The 19237-nt window shown below is 72.0% G+C and carries 18 protein-coding genes; 12 read left to right on the top strand and 6 right to left on the bottom strand.

The window, feature by feature from the left end:
- The first annotated feature begins 117 nt into the window (after window positions 1-117).
- Window positions 118-2202 (top strand): hypothetical protein, encoded by a 2085-nt coding sequence (locus FJ108_08620; GenBank protein ID MBM4335963.1) that lies wholly within the window; start codon window positions 118-120, stop codon window positions 2200-2202.
- 7 nt (window positions 2203-2209) lie between these two features.
- Here FJ108_08620 and FJ108_08615 read toward each other — a convergent pair whose 3' ends face one another.
- On the bottom strand, window positions 2210-2581 hold the full coding sequence (locus FJ108_08615; GenBank protein MBM4335962.1) for a PPOX class F420-dependent oxidoreductase: 372 nt from the start codon (window positions 2579-2581) through the stop codon (window positions 2210-2212).
- A gap of 114 nt (window positions 2582-2695) precedes the next feature.
- On the opposite strand from FJ108_08615, the gene FJ108_08610 reads away from it, so the two are divergent.
- Together FJ108_08610 and FJ108_08605 are read left to right on the top strand one after the other, a co-directional pair.
- Complete coding sequence (locus tag FJ108_08610; protein ID MBM4335961.1) at window positions 2696-3562, top strand: hypothetical protein; 867 nt, start codon at window positions 2696-2698, stop codon at window positions 3560-3562.
- Entirely contained in the window at window positions 3543-4820 is a 1278-nt protein-coding gene (locus tag FJ108_08605; protein ID MBM4335960.1) for an alkaline phosphatase family protein, read from the top strand. Before FJ108_08610 ends, FJ108_08605 begins: the two co-directional genes overlap by 20 nt.
- On the opposite strand, the gene FJ108_08600 is transcribed toward FJ108_08605, so the two are convergent.
- Complete coding sequence (locus FJ108_08600) at window positions 4787-5977, bottom strand: thiolase family protein (protein MBM4335959.1); 1191 nt, start codon at window positions 5975-5977, stop codon at window positions 4787-4789. The genes FJ108_08605 and FJ108_08600 overlap by 34 nt on opposite strands.
- A gap of 89 nt (window positions 5978-6066) precedes the next feature.
- Here FJ108_08600 and FJ108_08595 point away from each other — a divergent pair, with 89 nt between their 5' ends.
- Window positions 6067-6507, top strand: a complete 441-nt coding sequence (locus tag FJ108_08595; GenBank protein ID MBM4335958.1) for a nitroreductase family deazaflavin-dependent oxidoreductase — start codon at window positions 6067-6069, stop codon at window positions 6505-6507.
- 8 nt (window positions 6508-6515) lie between these two features.
- Here FJ108_08595 and FJ108_08590 read toward each other — a convergent pair whose 3' ends face one another.
- Window positions 6516-7826, bottom strand: coding sequence for a GNAT family N-acetyltransferase (locus FJ108_08590; GenBank protein ID MBM4335957.1), 1311 nt, complete (start codon window positions 7824-7826; stop codon window positions 6516-6518).
- On the opposite strand from FJ108_08590, the gene FJ108_08585 reads away from it, so the two are divergent.
- The 3 genes from FJ108_08585 to FJ108_08575 are packed head-to-tail and all read left to right on the top strand — an operon-like array spanning window position 7767 to window position 11511.
- On the top strand, window positions 7767-8558 hold the full coding sequence (locus FJ108_08585; GenBank protein MBM4335956.1) for a hypothetical protein: 792 nt from the start codon (window positions 7767-7769) through the stop codon (window positions 8556-8558). The genes FJ108_08590 and FJ108_08585 overlap by 60 nt on opposite strands.
- Entirely contained in the window at window positions 8555-10330 is a 1776-nt protein-coding gene (locus tag FJ108_08580; protein ID MBM4335955.1) for an MFS transporter, read from the top strand. Before FJ108_08585 ends, FJ108_08580 begins: the two co-directional genes overlap by 4 nt.
- The gene (locus tag FJ108_08575; protein MBM4335954.1) at window positions 10327-11511 is read left to right on the top strand and encodes an MFS transporter; all 1185 of its coding nucleotides are present in this window, start codon (window positions 10327-10329) and stop codon (window positions 11509-11511) included. Before FJ108_08580 ends, FJ108_08575 begins: the two co-directional genes overlap by 4 nt.
- Here FJ108_08575 and FJ108_08570 read toward each other — a convergent pair.
- Window positions 11504-13078: a peptide chain release factor 3 gene (locus FJ108_08570; protein MBM4335953.1), complete on the bottom strand. Its 1575-nt coding sequence runs from the start codon at window positions 13076-13078 to the stop codon at window positions 11504-11506. The genes FJ108_08575 and FJ108_08570 overlap by 8 nt on opposite strands.
- A gap of 96 nt (window positions 13079-13174) precedes the next feature.
- Between FJ108_08570 and FJ108_08565 the strand changes: the two genes are divergently transcribed.
- Together FJ108_08565 and FJ108_08560 are read left to right on the top strand one after the other, a co-directional pair.
- Window positions 13175-15007 (top strand): response regulator, encoded by a 1833-nt coding sequence (locus FJ108_08565; protein ID MBM4335952.1) that lies wholly within the window; start codon window positions 13175-13177, stop codon window positions 15005-15007.
- Window positions 15008-15025: 18 nt separating this feature from the next.
- Window positions 15026-15799, top strand: a complete 774-nt coding sequence (locus tag FJ108_08560; GenBank protein MBM4335951.1) for a glucose 1-dehydrogenase — start codon at window positions 15026-15028, stop codon at window positions 15797-15799.
- Window positions 15800-15809: 10 nt separating this feature from the next.
- Here the strand turns inward: FJ108_08560 and FJ108_08555 are convergent, their stop codons facing one another.
- Both FJ108_08555 and FJ108_08550 read right to left on the bottom strand, forming a co-directional pair.
- Window positions 15810-16667, bottom strand: a complete 858-nt coding sequence (locus FJ108_08555) for an aminopeptidase (GenBank protein MBM4335950.1) — start codon at window positions 16665-16667, stop codon at window positions 15810-15812.
- Window positions 16664-17047, bottom strand: a complete 384-nt coding sequence (locus tag FJ108_08550) for a RidA family protein (GenBank protein ID MBM4335949.1) — start codon at window positions 17045-17047, stop codon at window positions 16664-16666. The genes FJ108_08555 and FJ108_08550 overlap by 4 nt, the downstream gene beginning before the upstream one ends.
- Before the next feature lie 26 nt (window positions 17048-17073).
- Here FJ108_08550 and FJ108_08545 point away from each other — a divergent pair, with 26 nt between their 5' ends.
- From FJ108_08545 to FJ108_08535, 3 genes are all read left to right on the top strand, one after another.
- Window positions 17074-17436 (top strand): lactoylglutathione lyase, encoded by a 363-nt coding sequence (locus FJ108_08545; GenBank protein ID MBM4335948.1) that lies wholly within the window; start codon window positions 17074-17076, stop codon window positions 17434-17436.
- Window positions 17433-17726: a DUF485 domain-containing protein gene (locus FJ108_08540; protein MBM4335947.1), complete on the top strand. Its 294-nt coding sequence runs from the start codon at window positions 17433-17435 to the stop codon at window positions 17724-17726. The genes FJ108_08545 and FJ108_08540 overlap by 4 nt, the downstream gene beginning before the upstream one ends.
- 37 nt (window positions 17727-17763) lie before the next feature.
- Window positions 17764-19237, top strand: a 1474-nt coding sequence (locus FJ108_08535) for a sodium/solute symporter (GenBank protein MBM4335946.1), incomplete at its 3' end; no start/stop codon positions are given.

The raw sequence follows: 19237 nt of genomic DNA, 5'->3' as shown, positions 1-19237 counted from the left end.
GACGAGCGCCGCGCGGCGTAAAGCGCGCGGCCTGCGCGGGCCGAAGAGTCTCTCGACACGAACGGTTTCGGAACGGCCGGCGCGAGCCTGTAGCCCCCGGCCACCAGGAGGACCGTGTTGCGGATCGAGCGGCTCGCGCGGCGCATGGTCGACGCACCACGCTTCGTCGTGATCGCTCTGGTCGGGCTCTCGCTTCTGGTCTCGCCGGGATTCGTCGGGGTCTCCAAGCGGTCCGATCACGGCCTCGAGCCGCTCCGCACGGCGACCGGCTTCGCCGAGCGCGGCGTCGCGGTCTTCGCGCTGCACTGCCGCGAGGGCGTCCTCACCAAAGCCTGCCTGCGGCTGGTCTCGCGCGTGACCGAAGCGCTCGAGGGCCGAGCCGAGGTCACCGGGCCGGTCGAGTCGCTCGTCCGTGCCCGGCGGGTGCGCGCGCAGTACGGCGCGCTCCGGCTCGACGCGCTCGCGCGGCCGCTGCCCGAGAGCGAGGCCGCGCTGCGCGAGCTTCGCGCTCGGCTGCGCGGCGAGGCCGCGCTCGAGCGCCGCTTCGTCGCTCCCGACGGGCGCACCACCTGGGTGTACGCAGAGCTCGCGCGCGAGCGTGGAGCGCGGGACTCGCGCGCGCTCGCCGAGTCGCTTCGCGCCTCGTTCGAGCGCCCGCCGCTGCTCGGCGTGACGCTCGTCGGTGTCGATCCGATCGAGAGATCGCGCGCGCCGTGGCTCTTCGCTGCACTCGCGCTCGCGGCCCTCGCGTTCGCGCTCGCGCCGGGTGGACCTCGAGCGGCGGCGCTGGCAGGCACGGGCGCGCTCGTGCTCGGCGTGTTCGCGCACGCGCTCGTGGGCCTGCTCGGCGAGCCAGCGCGCGCGTCGGGTGGCTGGCTCCCCGGCACGCTCGCCGCGGCCGCGCTCGCCTCGAGCCTCGCGCTGATCTCGCGCGCCCGCCTCGAGCAGCGTCGCGAGGCGTCGGCGCGCGCTTCGGTCGCCGCAGCGCTCGCTGCGCTCGGGCCCGCGCTCGCGCTCTCCGCTCTCGCGTCCTCGGCCGGATTCGCAGCGCTCCTCGCGCTCGCTCCCGGGGCGTCGCTCTCGCAGGGGCTTGCCGCGGGCGCGGCGCTCGCGGCGGCGCTCGTCGCCTACCCGGTCGGCGTCACGCTCCCGGGACTGATCGCCTGGCCGATGCTCCTGGCACGTCCTCCCGGCGAGCTCGCGGCCGCGCTTTCGCGGCGCGTGGAGCGCGTTCTCGCCCGCCCGCGCCGGGTCGCGTGCGTTGCGCTTGCGGCGCTCGCTCTCGTCACCGTCGCGCTCGCTGCGCTCGCGCCCGCGACCGGCGTCTCGGAGCTTCGAGCCGTGGTATTCGATTCAGGGACCGAGGGCGGGGCGCTCGAGCCGGCCTTCCTAGAGCGCGTGCGCGCGTTCCAGCGCGAGGCGGAGGCGCGCCCGGGCGTGCTCTGGTCGAGCTCGATCGTCGACACCGCGATCGCACCGGCCAACCGCGCGCTCCACGACGGGGACTCGCTCTTCGCGACCGTCCCGCTCACGCGGGCGGAGGTCGTGCGCGCGCTTCGCCCGTGGGAGCGGACCGCGCGCGAGAGCCTCGCGCGCGAGATCGATCCCGAGCGCCGGCGGGTCCGCGTCGAGCTTCTCGTGGACCCGAGCGCCGCGGCCGTCGCGCCCAGGACGCCCGCCGCCCTCGCGAGCACGGCGCTCGCCGTCGCGCTCGTGGCCCTGCTCGGCGCGGCGGTGTTCCGCAGCGCGCGCGCGCTTGCGCTCTGCGCCGCGCCGGCGGCTACCGCGGGCGCGATCGCGCTCGTACTGGCAAGCAGCGTCGGCGCGGGTCCGCAGAGCGACGCGGCCGCGCTCGCGCCGCTCTGCGCCTCGCTCGCTTCCGGCCTGGGCCTGGTCCTTCTGGACCGGACGCGCGGCCTGCTCGAAGCCGGAACCCAGCTCGAGGTCGCGCTCCCGCTCGCGCAGCGCGAGGCGGGGACGGCGCTCGCGAGCGCGTCGCTCGCGGCCGCGTCGCTCGTCGCGGCCCTCGCGGCCTTCTGGTCCGAGCCCGTCGGAGCCGGCGTCGTCGCCGCGGCCACCCCGCTGATCTCTGCGGCGTGCGTTCTCGCGCTGCTGCCCCCGCTCGTTCGCGCCAGCCGGGGACGGTACTTCCGCGCGCGCGTCCCTCTACGCGCGGAAGTGTCGCTCGGCCCGACGCGCTAAGCCGACTCTAGACGCGGATCTCCAGGTAGGCGCGTCGGGAGTAGCGGCCGGAGAGGCGCGAGAACAGGTCGAGCAGGCGCACCTGCCAGCCGTACTTCGCGAGCAGGAGCTCGTTGGCGCGCGCGATCGCGTCGGGCGCCGAGACGATCCGCGCCTGCGCCTCGTGCCAGGGGCCGTGGACCTTGCCCCGCGCGTCGCAGGCGGCGAGTCGTGCTCTTGGCGAGTTCCGCAGGCGCTTCACCTTTCCGGAGTCGCCGGCGGTGAAGACCCAGACGGCTCCATCGCCCTCGGCGAACCAGACGGGGGTCGCGACCGCGCGCCCGTCGCGGCGGAAGGTCGCAAGACTCACGTAGCTCTCGCCTTCGAGCACGTCGCGCAGTCTACGCCAGTCCGGCGGTGCGCGCGCGCGGCCTTGCGTTATTCTCGCGCCCGCCCGGGAGGTCGCGTGTACACAGCGCGGGAGCTTGCCGAATACGCCGCGTTCCGCAGCGGCATGGCCGCGCTTCGCGCCCTGCCGCTGGCTCAGGCGCAGAAGCTCGGCGCAGCGGCCGCGCGCCGGCTCTTCGATCTCGGCGGAAAGCGCGTGGCCTACGTGATCGCGAACCTGCGCGTGGCGTTTCCGGAGCTCTCGGAGGCCGCGCGCAGCCAGATCGGGCGCGAGAGCTACGTGCACTTCGCCTGGAACCTGATCGACGTCGCGCGCAGCGCGAGCTGGGGACCGGAGCAGCTGATCGCGCGCGTCGAGGTCGAGGGCCGCGAGCACGTCGACGCCGCCCGCGCGAAGGGCCACGGCGTGATCGGACTCACGCTGCACCTCGGCAGCTTCGAGATGTCGATGCGGCTCGCTCCCGCGATCGGGCTCCCGGTCACGGTGATCGGACGACCGCTCACGAACCGGCTGCTGCGCCGAGCCATGCTCGCGCAGCGCACGAGCACGGGCGCCGAGCTGCTCCTGCACCGGAACGTCGCGCCGCAGATGCTCCGCGCGCTGCACAAGGGGCGCGTGGTCACGGTGCTGAACGACCAGTACACGCGCCGCTCGAAGGGGGTCTTCGTGCCGTTCTTCGGCGTGCGGGTCTCGACCTCGCCCGGACCCGCGCTGATCGCGCTTCGCGCCGGCGCGCCGATCATCCCGGGGGCCTTCGTGCGGATCGGCCCCGATCGACACCGCATGGTGTTCAGGCCCGCGCTCGACGTTCCCGACACCGGCGACCGGCGGCGGGATGCGGAGCTCCTGACCGCGAGCGGCAACGCCGCGCTCGAGGCGTTCATCCGCGAGAGCCCCGAGCAGTGGATGTGGAGCCACCGCCGCTTCCGGCACAGCCCCGACCTGCCGACCGATCCGTACGAGGGGCTGTAGCGCCGTGACGTCGCTCCGGCTCGATCCGCTCCGGCGTCTCGCTCTGGCGCTCCTGCTCGCCGTCGCGCCGCTCGCCTCCGTGCTCGCGGCCGAGCGCCCGGTCGTGATCCTGCTCTCCTGGGACGGCGTGCGGCACGACTATCCGGAGCGGGCGCAGACGCGGGCGCTGGCGCGGATGCAGCGCGAGGGAGCGCGCGCCGAGCGGCTGATCCCGGTGTTCCCGTCGAGCACGTTTCCCAATCACGTTTCGCTGGCGACGGGAACCTACGTCGACCGCCACGGGATCATCGGCAATCGCTTCACCGACCGCGCCGGCCGCCGCTTCGACTACAGCAACGACGCGAGCTGGATCGAGGCCGAGCCGCTCTGGGTCGCGGCCGAACGGCAGGGCGTGCGCGCGGCGACGTTCTTCTGGGTCGGGTCCGAGACCGACTGGCGCGGGCGTGGAGCGAGCTACCGGATCACGCCCTTCGACGAATCGATCGGCGAGGCGGCCAAGGTCGATCAGATCCTCGCGTGGCTCGATCTGCCGCCCGAAGAGCGTCCGGGGCTGATCATGGCCTGGTGGCACGGCTGCGATCACCTGGGCCACGAGGAGGGACCCGACAGTCCCGGGATCGCCGCCCAGCTTCTCGCCCAGGACGCCGAGCTGCTGCGGCTGCTCGCAGGGCTCGATTCGCGCAAGGCATGGGATCACACCACCGTGATGGTCGCGAGCGATCACGGCATGACCGCGCTCGAGGCGCTGGCCGACGCGGACGCCCCGCTCGCGGCGAGCGGGATTCCGGCGCGCGTCGCGTCGGGCGGCGGAGACGCGCAGGTCTACCTGGGCGACGCCTCACAGAGCGATGCCGCGCTCGCCGCGCTCGCGCGGGTCGAGGGGATCCGCGCCTACCGCGCAGAGACCCTGCCGCTCTCGTACCGGAGTCACTTCCCCGGGCGCAGCGGCGATCTCACGCTCGTCGCGGAGCCGCCGCGGGTCTTCGCCCGGCCGACGTTCGGGCAGAAGGCGCTCGCGGCGCTTCGCCGCCTGCGCGGCGGATCACGCGGCGCGCACGGCTACGACCCCGAGCACCCCGACATGGGGGCGATCTTCTTCGCGCTCGGGCGCGGCGTTCCCGCGGGCGCGAAGCTCGGCGCGATCCGCGTGATCGACGTCGCGCCGACCGCGGCCGCGCTGCTCGGCATCGGGCCCCCGGAGCAGTCCGAGGGCCGAGCGCTGTTTCAGACCGACTCGAACAGCGACGCGAAGCCCTGACCGCCGCCGATGCACATCGTGACGATCCCGTAGCGCTTCTTGCGCCGGCGCAGCTCGCGGAGCAGGGTGCCGGTGAGTCGCGACCCCGTCATTCCGAACGGGTGACCGATCGAGATCGCTCCGCCGTTCACGTTCAGCTTCTCGTCGGGAATCCCGAGCACGCGCTGCACGCGAAGCACCTGTGACGCGAACGCCTCGTTGAGCTCGATCAGGTCGATGTCGTCCAGGCTCATGCCGAGGCGCTTCAGAAGCTTCGGCACCGCGTAGATCGGGCCGATGCCCATCTCGTCGGGCTCGCAGCCGGCGACCGCGGAGCCGCGGTAGATCCCGATCGGCTCGATGCCCAGGGCGTTTGCGCGCCCGGAGGACATCAGCAGCGTCGCCGACGCACCGTCGGAGAGCTGGCTGGCGTTTCCCGCCGTGACCGTACCGCCCTCGGGCTTGAACGCGGGCGGCAGCTTGCGCAGGCCCTCGATGGTCGTGTCGGGGCGGTTGCACTCGTCCTTGTCGACGACGCAGTCCTCCTCGCGCGGCTCCTCGCCCTTCTTCTGCACCAGCCGGCGCGTCTTCATGGGCACGATCTCGTCGTCGAAGTAGCCGAGCTCCTGGCCGCGGGCGGTGCGCTGCTGGCTCATCAGCGCGTACTTGTCCTGGTCCTCGCGCGAGACCTTGTAGCGCTCGGCGACGACCTCGGCGGTGGCGCCCATCGCCATGTACAGCCCGGGCGCCTTCTTGATCGCGACCGGATTCACCAGGCGCTTCGTGTTCTGGGTTCCGTCCTGGATCATCGTGATCGTCTCGACGCCTGCGCCGATCGCGACGTCCACGCCCTCGTGGATGATCTGGTGCGCGGCCATCATGATCGCCTGCGAGCCGGACGAGCAGAAGCGGTTCACGGTGGTCGCCGCGACCGAGGTCGGCAGCCCCGCCACGATCGTCGCGATCCTCGCGACGTTCATGCCCTGCGCCCCCTCGGGGATGCCGCAGCCGGCGACGACGTCGCCGACCTCCGCCTTGTCCACGTTCTTGTTGCGCACGAAGAGCTGCGACAGGCAGTGCGCGAGCTGATCGTCCGGACGCGTCAGGTTGAACGAGCCGCGGTGCGCCTTGGCGAGGGCGGTGCGGACGCTGTCGACGATCACGGCTTCACGAGACATGGGCAGTCCTCCGGCTATCAGGGAATCGAACGCGAGCCATCATACTAGACTGGGCAGGCAGGCGCGACGCGAGCGCAAGGAGGGCCTCGATGACCCCGATCCAGCGACTCCTGGGGCGTGCATTCATCGGCGCGCATCTCGCGCTCTACCGGGCGACGGGCGGCTGGATCGGCGGGACGATGGGGAGCCTGCGCGTGCTCCTGCTCACCACGACCGGGCGGAGATCCGGGCAGCCGCGCACGGTGCCGCTGGTGTACTTCGAGGACGGCGATCGGCTCGTGGTCATCGGCTCGAAGGGCGGCGATCCCCGCGACCCTCTCTGGTGGGAGAACCTGAAGGCCACGCCGCTCGCACAGGTGCAGGTCGGCTCACGGATCCGAAGCGTTCGCGCGCGCCTCGCGTCGCCCGCCGAGCGCGAGCGGCTCTGGCCGCGGATCAAGCAGGAGAACGCCTTCTACGCCGGCTACGAGCGCAAGACGAGCCGCGAGATCCCGGTCGTGCTTCTGTCGGACGAGCCGGCCCGGTCGTAGGGCGCGCCTCAGAGGCCGGTGCGCAGGTAGTTCCGCTGGTAGCAGAGCGGCCGGAAGCCGAGCGCCGCGTACATCTGCTTCGGCGTGTCGTCGAGGCGCGCGCCGATCAGGACCGGGCCCGCGCCGCGTGAGCGCGCATCCTCGACACAGGCGTGGATCAGCGCGGTCGCGATCCCGCGGCCGCGCAGGTTCGCGCGCGTGAACAGGTCCTCGACCTTTCCCACGCCGTTCTCGCCGGGGAAGGAGGAGAAGAACGCGCCGTCGGCTCCGTCGGCGCGCGCCAGGAAGTAGCGCACGGCGGGCGCCTTCATGCGCTTGGTGGCGACGAGCTGCTCCGTGATCGAGCGCGGCCACGGCTCGTGGAAGCCCTTGACCGCCTCCTCCTGGTGGTCGAGCCAACACAGCTCGGTTAGGGAGTCCCAGTCGGCGTCGGATTCCACGGCGCGGAGCTCGATGGCCGGCGGGCGCGCGCGCAGCGGTCCCTCGAGCACGAGCACGACCTGATCCTCGGCCTCGTAGCCGTCGAGATGCAGCCGAGCCTCGAAGGGCAGGGGGGTCTCGGGATCCCAGAGGAAGTGCCGGTGGCCGAGGCCCGCGAAGACGCGGTCCGCGGTCTCGAGCAGCGCGTCGATCTCGTCCGGGGACTCCGCGCGAACGCCAGCTGCGAAGTTCGCGTCGTAGATCTGCGGCGTCCGAGGCTGGCGCACGAAGCGTGCCCCGCTGGCCTCGATCGACTCGTGGCCGAGCGCGAGCCAGCGCTCGAGCGTCTGGTACGCGCGCGTGACGAGCTCCGACATTCCGATCAGCCTAACGCAGAGCCGAACGGTTATTCTCCCGCCTCGAGCCAGGGAGACGCCGAGATGCCGCACGCGATGGGAGCCCGACGGCCGCTGGGCCTCTCGTTCTGGCCGCTGCCCGAAGACGACCCGAAGGTCGCGATCCGCCGCGAGGACGTGCGGATCGTGACGCCCGACGGCGCGCTGGTGCGCGGCATCGTCTGGACGCCGCCGCTGGGGCAGCCGTGGAAGACCGCGGTCGTGCTCTCGCACCCGCGCGGCGATTTCTCGGTGCACTACGCCTGCCCGCTGCTCGCGGCCGCGGGCTACGCCGTGCTCGGCTTCGCGACCCGCTACATCAACAACGACATGGACTGCCTGCACGAGAGCTGCACGATCGACGTCGAGGCGGCCGTCGCCGAGATGCGCCGGCGCGGCGCGCAGGCGGTGGTGCTGCTCGGCAACAGCGGCGGCGGCTCGCTGATGGCGCTCGCGCACGTGGAGAAGCAGGTCGGCGACGGCTGGATCGCGATCGCCGCTCATCCGGGCGAGGGCGTGTTCATGAACCAGGTGATCGATCCGTCGGTCGCCGACGAGAACGATCCGGAATCGGTGATCGCCGAGCTCGACATGTACGACCCGGACAACGGCTGGCGTCCCTGGCCCGAGCCCTGCCGATACGATCGCGGCTGGCTCTCGCGCTACCGCGCGGCGCAGATCGCGCGCGTCGCGCGGATCGACGCGATCGCGAGGAGCGCGATCGCGGACGCCGAGCAGGCGGCGCGGGTCTGCAAGCCGATCGAAAAGCGCGAAGACCCGAAGGCGTGGCGCTACTGGCGACAGCGCGCGGTGCACGCGAAGCACCTGGTCATCTACCGCACGCTCGCCGATCCGGCGTACCTCGATCTCACGATCGACCCCGACGACCGGCCGATGGGCTCGCTCTTCGCGTTCCCCGACCCGTTCGACGGCAACTACGGTCGCTTCGGGCTCGGCCGCGTGATGACTGCGCGCGGCTGGCTCTCGACCTGGTCGGGCCTCTCGTCGCACGCGAAGCTCGAGGACACGATGCCGCGCGTGAAGGTGCCCGCGCTGATCCTCCACCCGACTGCCGACACGGAGATCCGCCTCTCACAGGCGCGCGCGATCCGCGCCGCGTGCGGCTCGCCCGACGTCGAGTACCACGAGCTCGCGGGCGCGCCGCACTACTTGGAAGGGCGCCGGCCAGAGGCGATGGAGCTCACGGCTTCCTGGCTGCGCGCGCGGTTTCCGTGAGCGAGCCCGGCAGCGAGAAGCTCTCGCTCGGCGTGAAGCTCGTCTACGGAGCGCCGAGCTTCGCGGGCGCGGCGATGGCGATTCCCGTCGCCGTGCACATGCCGAAGTTCTACACCGACGAGGTGCTGGTGCCGCTGGGCTGGGTGGCCCTGGCGATGGCGCTCGCGCGCGTGCTCGACGCGATCCTCGACCCGTTCGTGGGCTGGATGAGCGACCACACGCATTCGCGTTGGGGACGCCGCCGCCCCTGGATCGCGGTCGCGGCGCCGCTCGCGGCGCTCGCGTTCGTGGCGCTCTTCACGCCGCCCGCGTCGCTCGATTCGACCGAGGCCGCGGTCTGGTTCGGCACGGCGCTCATGCTCTTCTTCACGCTGCAGATGATCTACGGCCTGCCCCACGGGGCGCTCGGGCCGGAGCTCACGCTCGACTACCACGAGCGCTCGACGCTGTTCTCGGTGCGCGAGGGCTTCGCGCTGATCGGGACGATTCTGGCCGCGGTCGCGCCCTCGCTGCTGCACGAGGTCTTCGGCGATCCGCGTCGCGAGTTCGCGCTGATGGCGATCGCCTACGCCGCGCTGATGATCGCGCTCTACTGGCTTCTGGTCGGCGTGATCCGCGAGCGGCCGGATTTCGCGCGGCGCGAGTCGAATCCGCTCGTGCCCGGCGTGCGCCGCGCGCTGCGCAACCGGCCGTTCTTCATCCTCTTCGCCTGCTACATCGTTTCGAGCATCCCGGGCGCGATCCCCGGCCTCTTGATGCCGTACTTCAACGAGTACGTGATCCAGCCCGAGCACCCGGAGCGCTGGCTCGGCGTGTTCCTGCTGACGTACTTCGGCTCGGGCCTGCTCTGCCTGCCTCTCTGGCTCGTGGCCGCGCGGCGCTTCGGAAAGCTGAACGCGTGGCTCGCGAGCTTCGTCATGGGCATCACCGGCGGGTCGGCGATGTTCTTCCTGGGAAAAGGCGACACGGTCGGTCTGCTGTTCCTGATCGCGTGGTCGGGCTCGGCCTTCGGCGCGGGGATGTTCCTGCCGCCCGCGATCCAGGCCGACGTCACCGACTACGACGAGCTCCACACCGGAAAGCGTCGCGAGGCGCAGTACCTCGCGTTCTGGGGCCTGGTGCCGAAGTTCATCGTGATCCCGAGCGCGTCGGTGCCGCTCTCGGTGCTCGCCTGGCTCGGCTACACCCCGAACCAGCCGCAGACGCCCGAGGTGATCCTGGCGATCAAGGCGATCTTCGCGCTCACGCCGGCGGTCTTCTCCGCGGCCGCGTTCTTCATCGCCTGGCGCTTCCCGATCAGCGAGGAGGTGCACCGCCAGATCCTGCTCGGCGTGCAGGCGCACCGGCGCGGCGAGCCGGCGCTCGATCCGCTCACGAACCAACTCGTGATGCCGCCCGGTGAGAAGCGCGTGGACGAGCGCACCGGATGGTTCCTCGACAACTTCTCGCGCGGCGAGCTGCTGCGCGTGCTGCGCCACGGCCCGCAGCGCGCGCTCGCCGACGTCCTTCGCGTCGCGCTCGCGTCGCTTGCGCTCTCGGTCGGGGTCGCGGTCTGGGTGGTCTACGACCTCGCCGCCACCAGCGGCAATCCCGGCCCGTTCGCCGTGCTCGCGATCGTGACCGCCGGATTCTCGTTCACCGCGTTCGCCTTCCACCTGATGCGCGTCGCGCCCGCGCTGCGGCTGCGCAAGGCCGCGGTCCCGGCCGAGACTCTTCGCGCGCACCTCGGCGATGCGAACGGTTCGGGCGTGGTCGCCGCGTCCATGGGATGAACGGGCGCATCGTCGCCGCGCGCGGCCTGCGCGGATTCGCCGACGGGTTCGTGAGCGTCGTGCTGCCGAGCTACCTGGCGCTGCTCGGCTTCTCGGCGCTCGAGATCGGCGCGCTCGCGACCAGCGCGCTGCTCGGGAGCGCGCTGCTCACGCTCGGCGTCGGTCTGTTCGGGAGCCGCTTCACGTCCCGTCAGGTGCTGCTCGGCGCCTGCGCGCTGATGATCGCGACGGGGATCGGCTTCGCGAGCGCGGAGTCGCTCGCGCTGCTGGTCGCGATCGCGTTCGTCGGCACGCTGAACCCGACGGCCGGCGACGTGTCGGTGTTCCTGCCGACCGAGCAGGCGCTGCTCGGCCGCGAGAGCGACACCCGCGCGCGCACCGCGCTGTTCGCGCGCTACAACCTGGCCGGCGCGCTGCTCGGCGCGCTCGGCGGTCTCGCGACCGGGCTGCCGGAGCTCGCCGTCGCTCGTCTCGGCGTTCCGCTCCAGTCGGCGCTGCGCTCGGTCTTCGCGCTCTACGCGCTCTGCGGGCTCGTGACCCTGGCGCTCTACACGGGATTGCGTGGCCCGCTCGCGGAGGCGCCGCGGGCCTCGTCTCGCTCGCCGCTGCTGCGCTCGCGGCGCATCGTGCTGCGACTCACGGCGCTGTTCAGCCTGGACTCGTTCGGCGGCGGCTTCGCGGTGCAGTCGCTGCTCGCGCTCTGGCTGTTCCGACGCTTCGGGCTCTCGCTCGCCGAGGCGGGCGCGTTCTTCGCCGTGGCGGGCACGCTGTCCGCCTTCTCGCAGCTCGCGTCCGCGTGGCTCTCGGCGCGGATCGGCCTGATCGAGACGATGGTCTTCACGCACGTCCCCGCGAACCTGTTCCTGATCGCGGCCGCGTTCATGCCCAGCGCTCCGCTTGCGCTGACCTTCCTGTTGCTGCGCTCGGCGCTCTCGCAGATGGACGTGGCGGCGCGGCAGTCCTACGTGATGGCCGTGGTCCCGCCCGAGGAGCGCGCGGCGGCGGCGAGCGTCACCAACGTTCCGCGCAGCCTCGCGTCCGCGATCGCTCCGCTGCTGGCCGGCGCGCTGCTCGAGCTCTCGTCGTTCGGCTGGCCGCTGGTGCTCGCGGGCGCCGCGAAGCTCGTCTACGACGGGCTCCTGCTCTGGCAGTTCCGCGCCGTGCCGCCGCGGCCTACTTGAGCCGCGGGTCCGAGGTCTCGCTGAGCACGAGCTCGGGGTGGCGCGCGACGGCGCGCTCGACGTGCCAGGGGCTCTCGGCCAGGAGCACCGGCTTTCCGTCCCGATCGCTGACGAGCTTCATGCTCTCCGAGTAGCGCAGCAGATCCGCGGCGACCGCGCCGTGGATCCAGCGCGCGACCTTGTAGGGGAGCGGCGCGAGCCGAAGCTCCACGCCGTACTCGGACGCGAGCCGCGCCACGATCACGTCGAACTGCAGCGGGCCGACCACGCCGAGGATCTGCGCCGCGGTTCCCGCGCCGGCGTCGCTGAAGAGCTGCACCGCGCCCTCCTGCGCGAGCTGCTCGAGCCCCTTCGCGAGCGCCTTGCGCCGCTCCACGCCCGCGAGCTCGACACGCCGGAAGTGCTCGGGCGAGAAGATCGGAATCCCCGCGTACTCCACGCCCGCGCGCTCCGCGAGCGTGTCGCCGATCCGGAACAGGCCGGGATCGAACAGGCCGACCACGTCGCCGGCGAAAGCCTCCTCGACCTCCTCGCGGCCCTGGCCCATGAGCAGCGTCGAGTTCGCGAGCCGCACCGGCTTTCCGGTCCGCGCCAGGATCGCCGTCGCGCCGCGCTCGAAGCGCCCCGAGCAGATGCGCAGGAACGCGACGCGATCGCGGTGGTCGGGGTCCATGTTCGCCTGGATCTTGAACACGAAGCCCGAGAAGCCGTCCTCGATCGGATCGATCACGCCCGCGCTCGACTCGCGCGGGCCGGGGCAGGGCGCGAGCTCGAGGAAGCGCTCCAGGAACGGCAGCACGCCGAAGTTCGTGAGCGCGCTGCCGAAGAACATCGGCGTCTGCGCCTGCGCGCGCACCGCGTCGGCGGCGAAGACGGCGCCCGCGCCGTCGAGGAGCGCGAGCGCGTCGCGAACGGCGGCTTCCTCGGGCGGTCCGGCGACCTCGCGCTGCTCGACCTTCTGCGTGCCGTGCTTGCCGCCCGCGAAGTAGAGCGAGCGCGCGCCGATCCGGTCGTAGACGCCGCGGAACTCGTGGCCCGCGCCGATCGGCCAGTTCACCGGCACCGCGTCGATGCCGAGCACCTCTTCGATCTCGCCCATCAGGTCGAGCGGGTCGCGGCCCTGCCGGTCCATCTTGTTCACGAACGTGAAGATCGGGATGTGCCGCAGCCGGCAGACCTCGAAGAGCTTGCGCGTCTGCGCCTCGACGCCCTTCGCGGCGTCGATCAGCATCACCGCCGCGTCGGCCGCCATCACGGTGCGGTAGGTGTCCTCGCTGAAGTCCTTGTGGCCGGGCGTGTCGAGGATGTTGACGCGGTAGCCCTCCCAGTCGAAGTGCATCACCGAGCTCGAGACCGAGATGCCGCGCTGCTTCTCGAGCTCCAGCCAGTCGCTGGTCGCGTGGCGCGCGGCGCGCTGGGCGCGCACCGCGCCCGCCTCTCGAAGCGCGCCTCCGAAGAGCAGCAGCTTCTCGGTCAGCGTGGTCTTGCCGGCGTCCGGGTGCGAGATGATCGCGAACGTGCGGCGGCGCTCGACTTCGCTGCGAATCCGCCGCGGGCTGGCTTCCATGCGGCGTGTTTCTAACCGAAACCCCCGGATCATCAAGGTCTTTCCCGGGGGCGCCGATCGGAACGGACGCGGCGTTCCGGTCGCGAAGGACGGCAGATGTCGGCGATCTCGCGCTGGGTGCGCGGCGGGCTCGGGCTGGTCGACCGCGTCGTCCCTGCGTCGCTCCACCATGCGGACCCGATCGAGCGCCGGCGTGCGCGAATGGTCGTCTTCAACACCAGCGTCTTCCTCGCCTATGGGGTGTTCCAAGGCGCGATGGAGATCGCGGTGGAGTCGCGGGAGCGCGCGATCTTCACCATCGGCCTGCTGGTGGTCGCGAGCGCCTTCGGGCTGGGCGCGATCGTCTGGCTGCGCCGGCGCGCGGACAGCCACGCCGCGGCCTGGACCGCCATGATCACGCTCTTCTGTGTGATCACCGCGATCACCTACACCAAAGGCGGACAGCACGCGCCCGGGCTGCCCTGGTTCGTGGTCCTGCCCGTGGTGGCGCGCGCGCTGATCGGCAGCCGCGCCGCGCTGATCTTCGCGGCGGCATCACTGATCGTGGTGCTGGGCTTCGTGCTGCTCTCGACCTACGGGCTGCCGGTTCCGCCCGCGCCGACCGGCGCGGCGCTGGTCGTGAAGCAGATCGTCGCGATCTGCGCGGCCACGATCCTGTGCTCGGGCCTGGTGTACATGAACGGGGTCGTCGAGCAGGAGGCGCAGGCGGCGCTGGTCGCGACGCGGGACGCCGCGACCCAGGCGAGCCGCGCGAAGAGCGTGTTCGTGGCGAACGTGTCGCACGAGATCCGCACGCCGATGACCGCGATCCTCGGCTACACCGACGTGCTCGCCGAGCCGGGCCTGGGCGAGGCCGAGCGCGCCGAGGCGATCGAGACCCTGCGCCGGAATGGCCGCCAGCTCCTGGCGCTGATCAACGACATGCTCGACCTGTCGAAGATCGAGGCCGGCGCGCTGGAGCTGCGCAAGCGCGAGGTCTCGCCGACCGCGCTGGTGCGCCAAGTGGTGGCGCTGCTCCGCGATCGCTCGCGCGTGCGGGGGAACCCGCTCGACGCGGAGTTCGCGCAGGACCTGCCGCAGGCCATCTGGACCGATCCGGTCCGGCTGCAGCAGATCCTGGTGAACCTGATCGGGAACGCGATCAAGTTCACCGAGCAGGGTGGCATACGCGTTTCCGTGTCGCTCGAGCCGGGCCCGCCCGCGCCGCGGATCCGCTTCGACGTGATCGACTCGGGCATCGGCATCGCGGACGCCGACCGCGCGCGAATCTTCGAGCCGTTCTCGCAGGTCGACGCCAGCGAGGCGCGGCGCTACGGGGGCACGGGGCTGGGGCTTGCGATCTCGCTGCGGCTCGCGCGCAGCCTGGGCGGAGACCTGACCGTAGCGAGCGCCCAGGGTGTGGGCTCGACGTTCAGCCTGGTCCTTCCCATCGGCGCTCCGAGCGAGGCGGAGCGCGAAGCGGGCGCGGGCGCGCTCGCGCGTCCCGAGACGGGCGACGCGCCGGCGGCTTCGCTCGGACCGCTTCCGGTGCTCCGCGGCCGCGTGCTCGTGGCCGAGGACGGCCCGGACAACCAGCGCCTGATCGCGCGGCTTCTCGGCCGCGCCGGGCTCGAGGTCGAGATCGCCGCCGACGGCCGGCGGGCGCTGGAGCGCGCACTCGAAGCGGAGCGCAGCGGCGCGCCCTTCGACGCGGTGCTGATGGACATGCAGATGCCCGAGCTCGACGGCTACGCCGCGACGCGCGCGCTGCGCGACGGCGGTTACGCGCGGCCGATCATCGCGCTCTCCGCGCACGCGATGCGCGAGGACCGCGAGCGCTGCCTCGAGGTCGGCTGCGACGCGTTCGCGCCCAAACCGATCGACCGGCGCGCGCTGCTCGAGCTGCTCGCGGAGCAGCTGTCCAAACCCGTATCCTCGCCGTCCGACTAGAGCGGGGGGGCAGGGCGCATGCGTCTATCGGGCAAGGTCGCGCTGATCACGGGCGCGGGAAGCGGCATCGGCCGCGAGACCGCGAAGCTCTTCGCGAGCGAGGGCGCGAGCGTCGTGATCGCCGACCTCGACGCGGATGCGGGCGAGCGCGTGGCGAGCGAGGTGCGGGACTCCGGCGGCCGGGCGCACTTCGCGCGCGCCGACGTCTCCAAGCCCGACGACGCGCGCGGGATGGTCGCGGCGGCCGAGCGCGAGTTCGGCCGGCTCGACGTGCTGATGAACAACGCCGGCATCTCGCACATCGACGACAACGGCGCGGTCGACACCGAGGAGTCGGTCTGGGACCTGACCATGCGCGTCAACCTGAAGGGGCCGTTCCTCGGCTGCAAGTTCGGCATTCCCGCGCTGCGCCGCGCGGGCGGCGGCTCGATCATCAACGTCGCGTCGTTCGTCGCGGTGCTCGGCGCGGCCACGCCGCAGCTCGCCTACACTGCGAGCAAGGGCGGGGTGCTCGCGATGTCGCGCGAGCTCGCCGTGATCCACGCGCGCGAGAAGATCCGCGTGAACGCGCTCTGCCCGGGGCCGCTGCGCACGGAGCTCTTGATGAAGTACCTGGACACGGAAGAAAAACGCCAGCGCCGGCTCGTGCACGTGCCGATGGGCCGTTTCGGCGAGGCCGAGGAGATCGCGCGCGCGGCGCTCTGGCTGGCGAGCGACGAGTCCTCGTTCACCACCGGCGCGACCTTCCTGGTCGACGGCGGGATCACCGCCGCGTACGTGACGCCGAGCTAGCGACGTCTGGCTAGTACCGAACGACACCTGGGCGGTTCGCGTAGCCCAGGAACGCGATGCGCCGGAAGCCGAGCTCCATGTCGTCGGCCAGGGTCCGCACGGTGTGCGCGTCGGCGATCTCGAACTCGGGGAGCTTCGACAGGTTCTCGCGCAGCGCGTCCTCGATCGGCGCGCGCAGCTCGACCTCGATCTCGTGCGGCGCGGGCTGGTCGCGGTACACGGGAAGCTCGCCGGCCCGCGCCCGCTCGACCGCGCGCCGCGCGCCGGCGCGGATCAGCGCGGCCGTGCGCGCGGGCGGGATCACGTCGGCGGCCGCGTTCGAGAGCGCGCGCTTCACCTCGACGCGCTCGACCCACGGCGCGCGCTTGGAGAGCTCCGCGATCAGCACCTGGTCGCCGCTGGCCAGCCCCACCGGCACGCCGAGCTCGCCCGCGCGGATCGTCATGATCTCGGACTCGCCCACCGCAGCTCCGGCCACGCGCACGCTCTTGAAGCGCTCGTACGAGACCGTGTGCGCCATGATCCCCGGAAACGATCCCGCGCGCGCGTGGTGGCCGACGAAGAGCGCCACGCCCACGGACGAATCGAGCCCCGCCATGGTGGTCGCGCCGGGCCGGCCCGGGCCGCGGATCACGCGGCCGCGCGGGTCGATCTCGTCGAGCACCAGGTCGCAGAGCTCCTCGACGCCGTGGTTCTCCTCGACCACGACCTCGGTCGCGCCGCCGTCGAACGCGCCCGCGATCGCCGCGCTGGCGTCCTGCGTCATCAGCCGGCGGTTGCGCTGGAAGTCCATCCCGGTCGAGATCACGTCGGCCCAGCGCACCAGGCCCGAGATGCCCTCCATGTCGACCGAGATCCAGACCCTCACGGCTTGTAGGCGACGCAGTCGATCTCGACGAACGCGCCGAGCGCCAGCGCCGAGCAGCCGACGGTGATTCGCGCCGGCGGATCGCTGGGGAAGAACTCGCGGTAGGCCTCGTTCATCTCGGCGAAGCGCGCCATGTCGGTGACGAAGACGTTCACCTTCACCACGTCCGAAAGGTCCGCGCCCGCGCCGCGCAGGATCGCTCGGATGTTCTCGAGCGTCTGGCGCGTCTCGGCCTTCGCGCCGCCGGCCACGAGCTCGAACGAGCCGGCCTTCGTGCCGAGCGTGCCAGAGACGAAGATGAAGCCGCCGGCGCGCGTGGCGTGCGAGAAGGCGGGAAGCTTGCCGAGCTCGGGAACGTCGATCTTGCGGATGTCCGTCATGGGAGCGCGATGATACCATCGCGCGCATGAAGCTCGGCGGCGTCCACCACGTGTCGATCAACGTCCACGACGCGGATCTGGTCGGGCGCTTCTACACCGACGTGCTCGGGCTCGAGACTCTCCCGCGCCCGGACTTCCCGTTCAAGGGCCTGTGGCTGCGCGCGGGCGGCCAGCAGATCCACCTGATCGAGGTCGCCGGTCACGTGGCTCCCGAGGGCCAGCACTTCGCGTTCGAAGTCGACGACATCGAGTCGATCTGCGCCGCGCTCGCCGCTCGCGGCGTCACGGTGAGCCCGCCGCGGACCCTCCCCGGAGCAGGGCGCCAGGCGTTCTTCCGCGACCCGTCGGGAAACCTGATCGAGCTGAACCAGCCGGGTCCGGGCGCGTGAGCCAAGGCGACGAAGCGGCGGCCGGCGCGGCCCGAAAGCTCCGCGACCTGTCCGCGCTGCGCCTGCGAATCGCGCTCTGGCTCACGGCCGCGGTCATGGTCGCGTACTTCGGCTTCATCCTGCTGGTCGCGTTCGACAAGCCGCGGCTGGCCGGGCTCGTCGCGCCCGGGCTCTCACTCGGCATCCTGCTCGGGGCGCTCGTGATCGTGCTGTCGTGGCTCTCGACCTGGCTCTACGTGCGCTGGATGAACCGCAACTACGACGGCGCGCTCTCGCGGCTGCGGGGCTAGCGTGGAGACTCGGATCGGCGAGCCGAACGCGGTCGCGATGGGCTTCTTCTTCGCGTTCATCGCCATCACGCTCGGCATCACGTACTGGGCCGCGCGGCGCACCAAGACCACCGAGCAGTTCTACGTGGCCGGGCGCAGCGTCAGCGCCGGGCAGAACGGCTTCGCGCTCGCGGGCGACTACATGAGCGCGGCTTCGTTCCTGGGCATCGCGGGGCTGGTCTCGACGTCGGGCTTCGACGGGCTGATCTACTCGACCGGCTGGCTGGTCGGCTGGCCGATCGTGCTGTTCCTGATCGCGGAGCCGCTGCGAAACCTGGGCCGCTACACCTTCGCCGACGTGCTGGCGCTGCGCTTCCGCCAGACGCCGATCCGGATCGGCGCCGCGATCGGGACGCTCTCGACCGTGGTCTTCTACCTGATCGCGCAGATGGTCGGCGCGGGCTCGCTGATCCGGCTGCTCTTCGGCATTTCGTACGAGACCGCGGTGATCCTGGTCGGTGTCGCCATGCTCGCGTACGTGCTCTTCGGCGGCATGATCGCGACCACCTGGGTGCAGATCGTGAAGGCGGTGCTGCTGCTCCTGGGCGCGAGCCTGCTCGCGGTCCTGGTGCTGGCGCGCTTCCAGATGAACCCGCTCGCGCTCTTCGCCGCCGCGGCCGAGCGCTACGGCGAGGCGGTGCTCGCGCCGGGAAAGCTCGTCTCGAACCCGTGGGACGCGATCTCGCTCGGCATGGCGCTGATGTTCGGCACCGCGGGCCTGCCGCACATCCTGATGCGCTTCTACACCGTCCCCGACGCGCGCGCGGCGCGCACCAGCGTGTTCTACGCGACCGGACTGATCGGCTTCTTCTACCTGATGACCTTCGTGCTCGGCTTCGGCGCCATGGTGCTGGTCGGGCCCGACGCGATCCGCGCCGTCGACGCGGGCGGGAACATGGCAGCGCCGCTTCTGGCCGAGCTGCTGGGCGGCACGCCGTTCCTCGGCTTCATCTCGGCGGTCGCGTTCGCGACCATCCTCGCGGTGGTGGCCGGGCTCACGCTCTCGGGCGCGGCCGCGCTCTCGCACGACCTGTGGGTGAGCGTCGTGCGCGCGGGCCACGCCGATTCGCGCGAGCAGCTCTTCGTGGCGCGCGTCTCGACCATCCTGCTCGGCCTGCTCGCCATCGCGCTCGGCATCACGTTCAAGGGCCAGAACGTGGCGTTCATGGTCTCGCTCGCGTTCGCGATCGCGGCCAGCGCGAACTTCCCGGCCCTTCTGCTCTCGATCTTCTGGGGCGGGCTCAGCACCGCGGGCGCGGTTTCGAGCATGGTGGTGGGGGCGCTATCGACGGCGCTGCTGATCTGGCTCTCGCCGACGGTGCAGGTCGACATCCTGCACGCGGAGTCGGCTTGGTTCCCGCTGAAGAACCCGGCGCTGGTCACGATCCCTCTGTCGTTCCTGACCGCGATCGCCGTCTCGCTCCTCGGCGCGCGGGAATCGGAGACCGCCGCGCGCTTCGCCGAGGTCGAGC

The organism is Deltaproteobacteria bacterium (assembly GCA_016875225.1).
Taxonomy (GTDB): domain Bacteria; phylum Myxococcota_A; class UBA9160; order SZUA-336; family SZUA-336; genus VGRW01.
Note: the sequence above shows the minus strand (reverse complement) of the source record. Positions and strands in the feature narration are given on the sequence as shown.

Coding starts and splice junctions, on each gene's coding strand:
- FJ108_08565 (MBM4335952.1), top strand. CDS start 13,175: ATGTCGGCGATCTCGCGCTGGGTGCGCGGCGGGCTCGGGCTGGTCGAC.
- FJ108_08595 (MBM4335958.1), top strand. CDS start 6,067: ATGACCCCGATCCAGCGACTCCTGGGGCGTGCATTCATCGGCGCGCAT.
- FJ108_08575 (MBM4335954.1), top strand. CDS start 10,327: ATGAACGGGCGCATCGTCGCCGCGCGCGGCCTGCGCGGATTCGCCGAC.
- FJ108_08610 (MBM4335961.1), top strand. CDS start 2,696: ATGGCCGCGCTTCGCGCCCTGCCGCTGGCTCAGGCGCAGAAGCTCGGC.
- FJ108_08545 (MBM4335948.1), top strand. CDS start 17,074: ATGAAGCTCGGCGGCGTCCACCACGTGTCGATCAACGTCCACGACGCG.
- FJ108_08590 (MBM4335957.1), bottom strand. CDS start 7,826: ATGAGCGGCGATCGCGATCCAGCCGTCGCCGACCTGCTTCTCCACGTG.
- FJ108_08570 (MBM4335953.1), bottom strand. CDS start 13,078: ATGGAAGCCAGCCCGCGGCGGATTCGCAGCGAAGTCGAGCGCCGCCGC.
- FJ108_08600 (MBM4335959.1), bottom strand. CDS start 5,977: ATGTCTCGTGAAGCCGTGATCGTCGACAGCGTCCGCACCGCCCTCGCC.
- FJ108_08560 (MBM4335951.1), top strand. CDS start 15,026: ATGCGTCTATCGGGCAAGGTCGCGCTGATCACGGGCGCGGGAAGCGGC.
- FJ108_08550 (MBM4335949.1), bottom strand. CDS start 17,047: ATGACGGACATCCGCAAGATCGACGTTCCCGAGCTCGGCAAGCTTCCC.
- FJ108_08585 (MBM4335956.1), top strand. CDS start 7,767: ATGGCGCTCGCGCACGTGGAGAAGCAGGTCGGCGACGGCTGGATCGCG.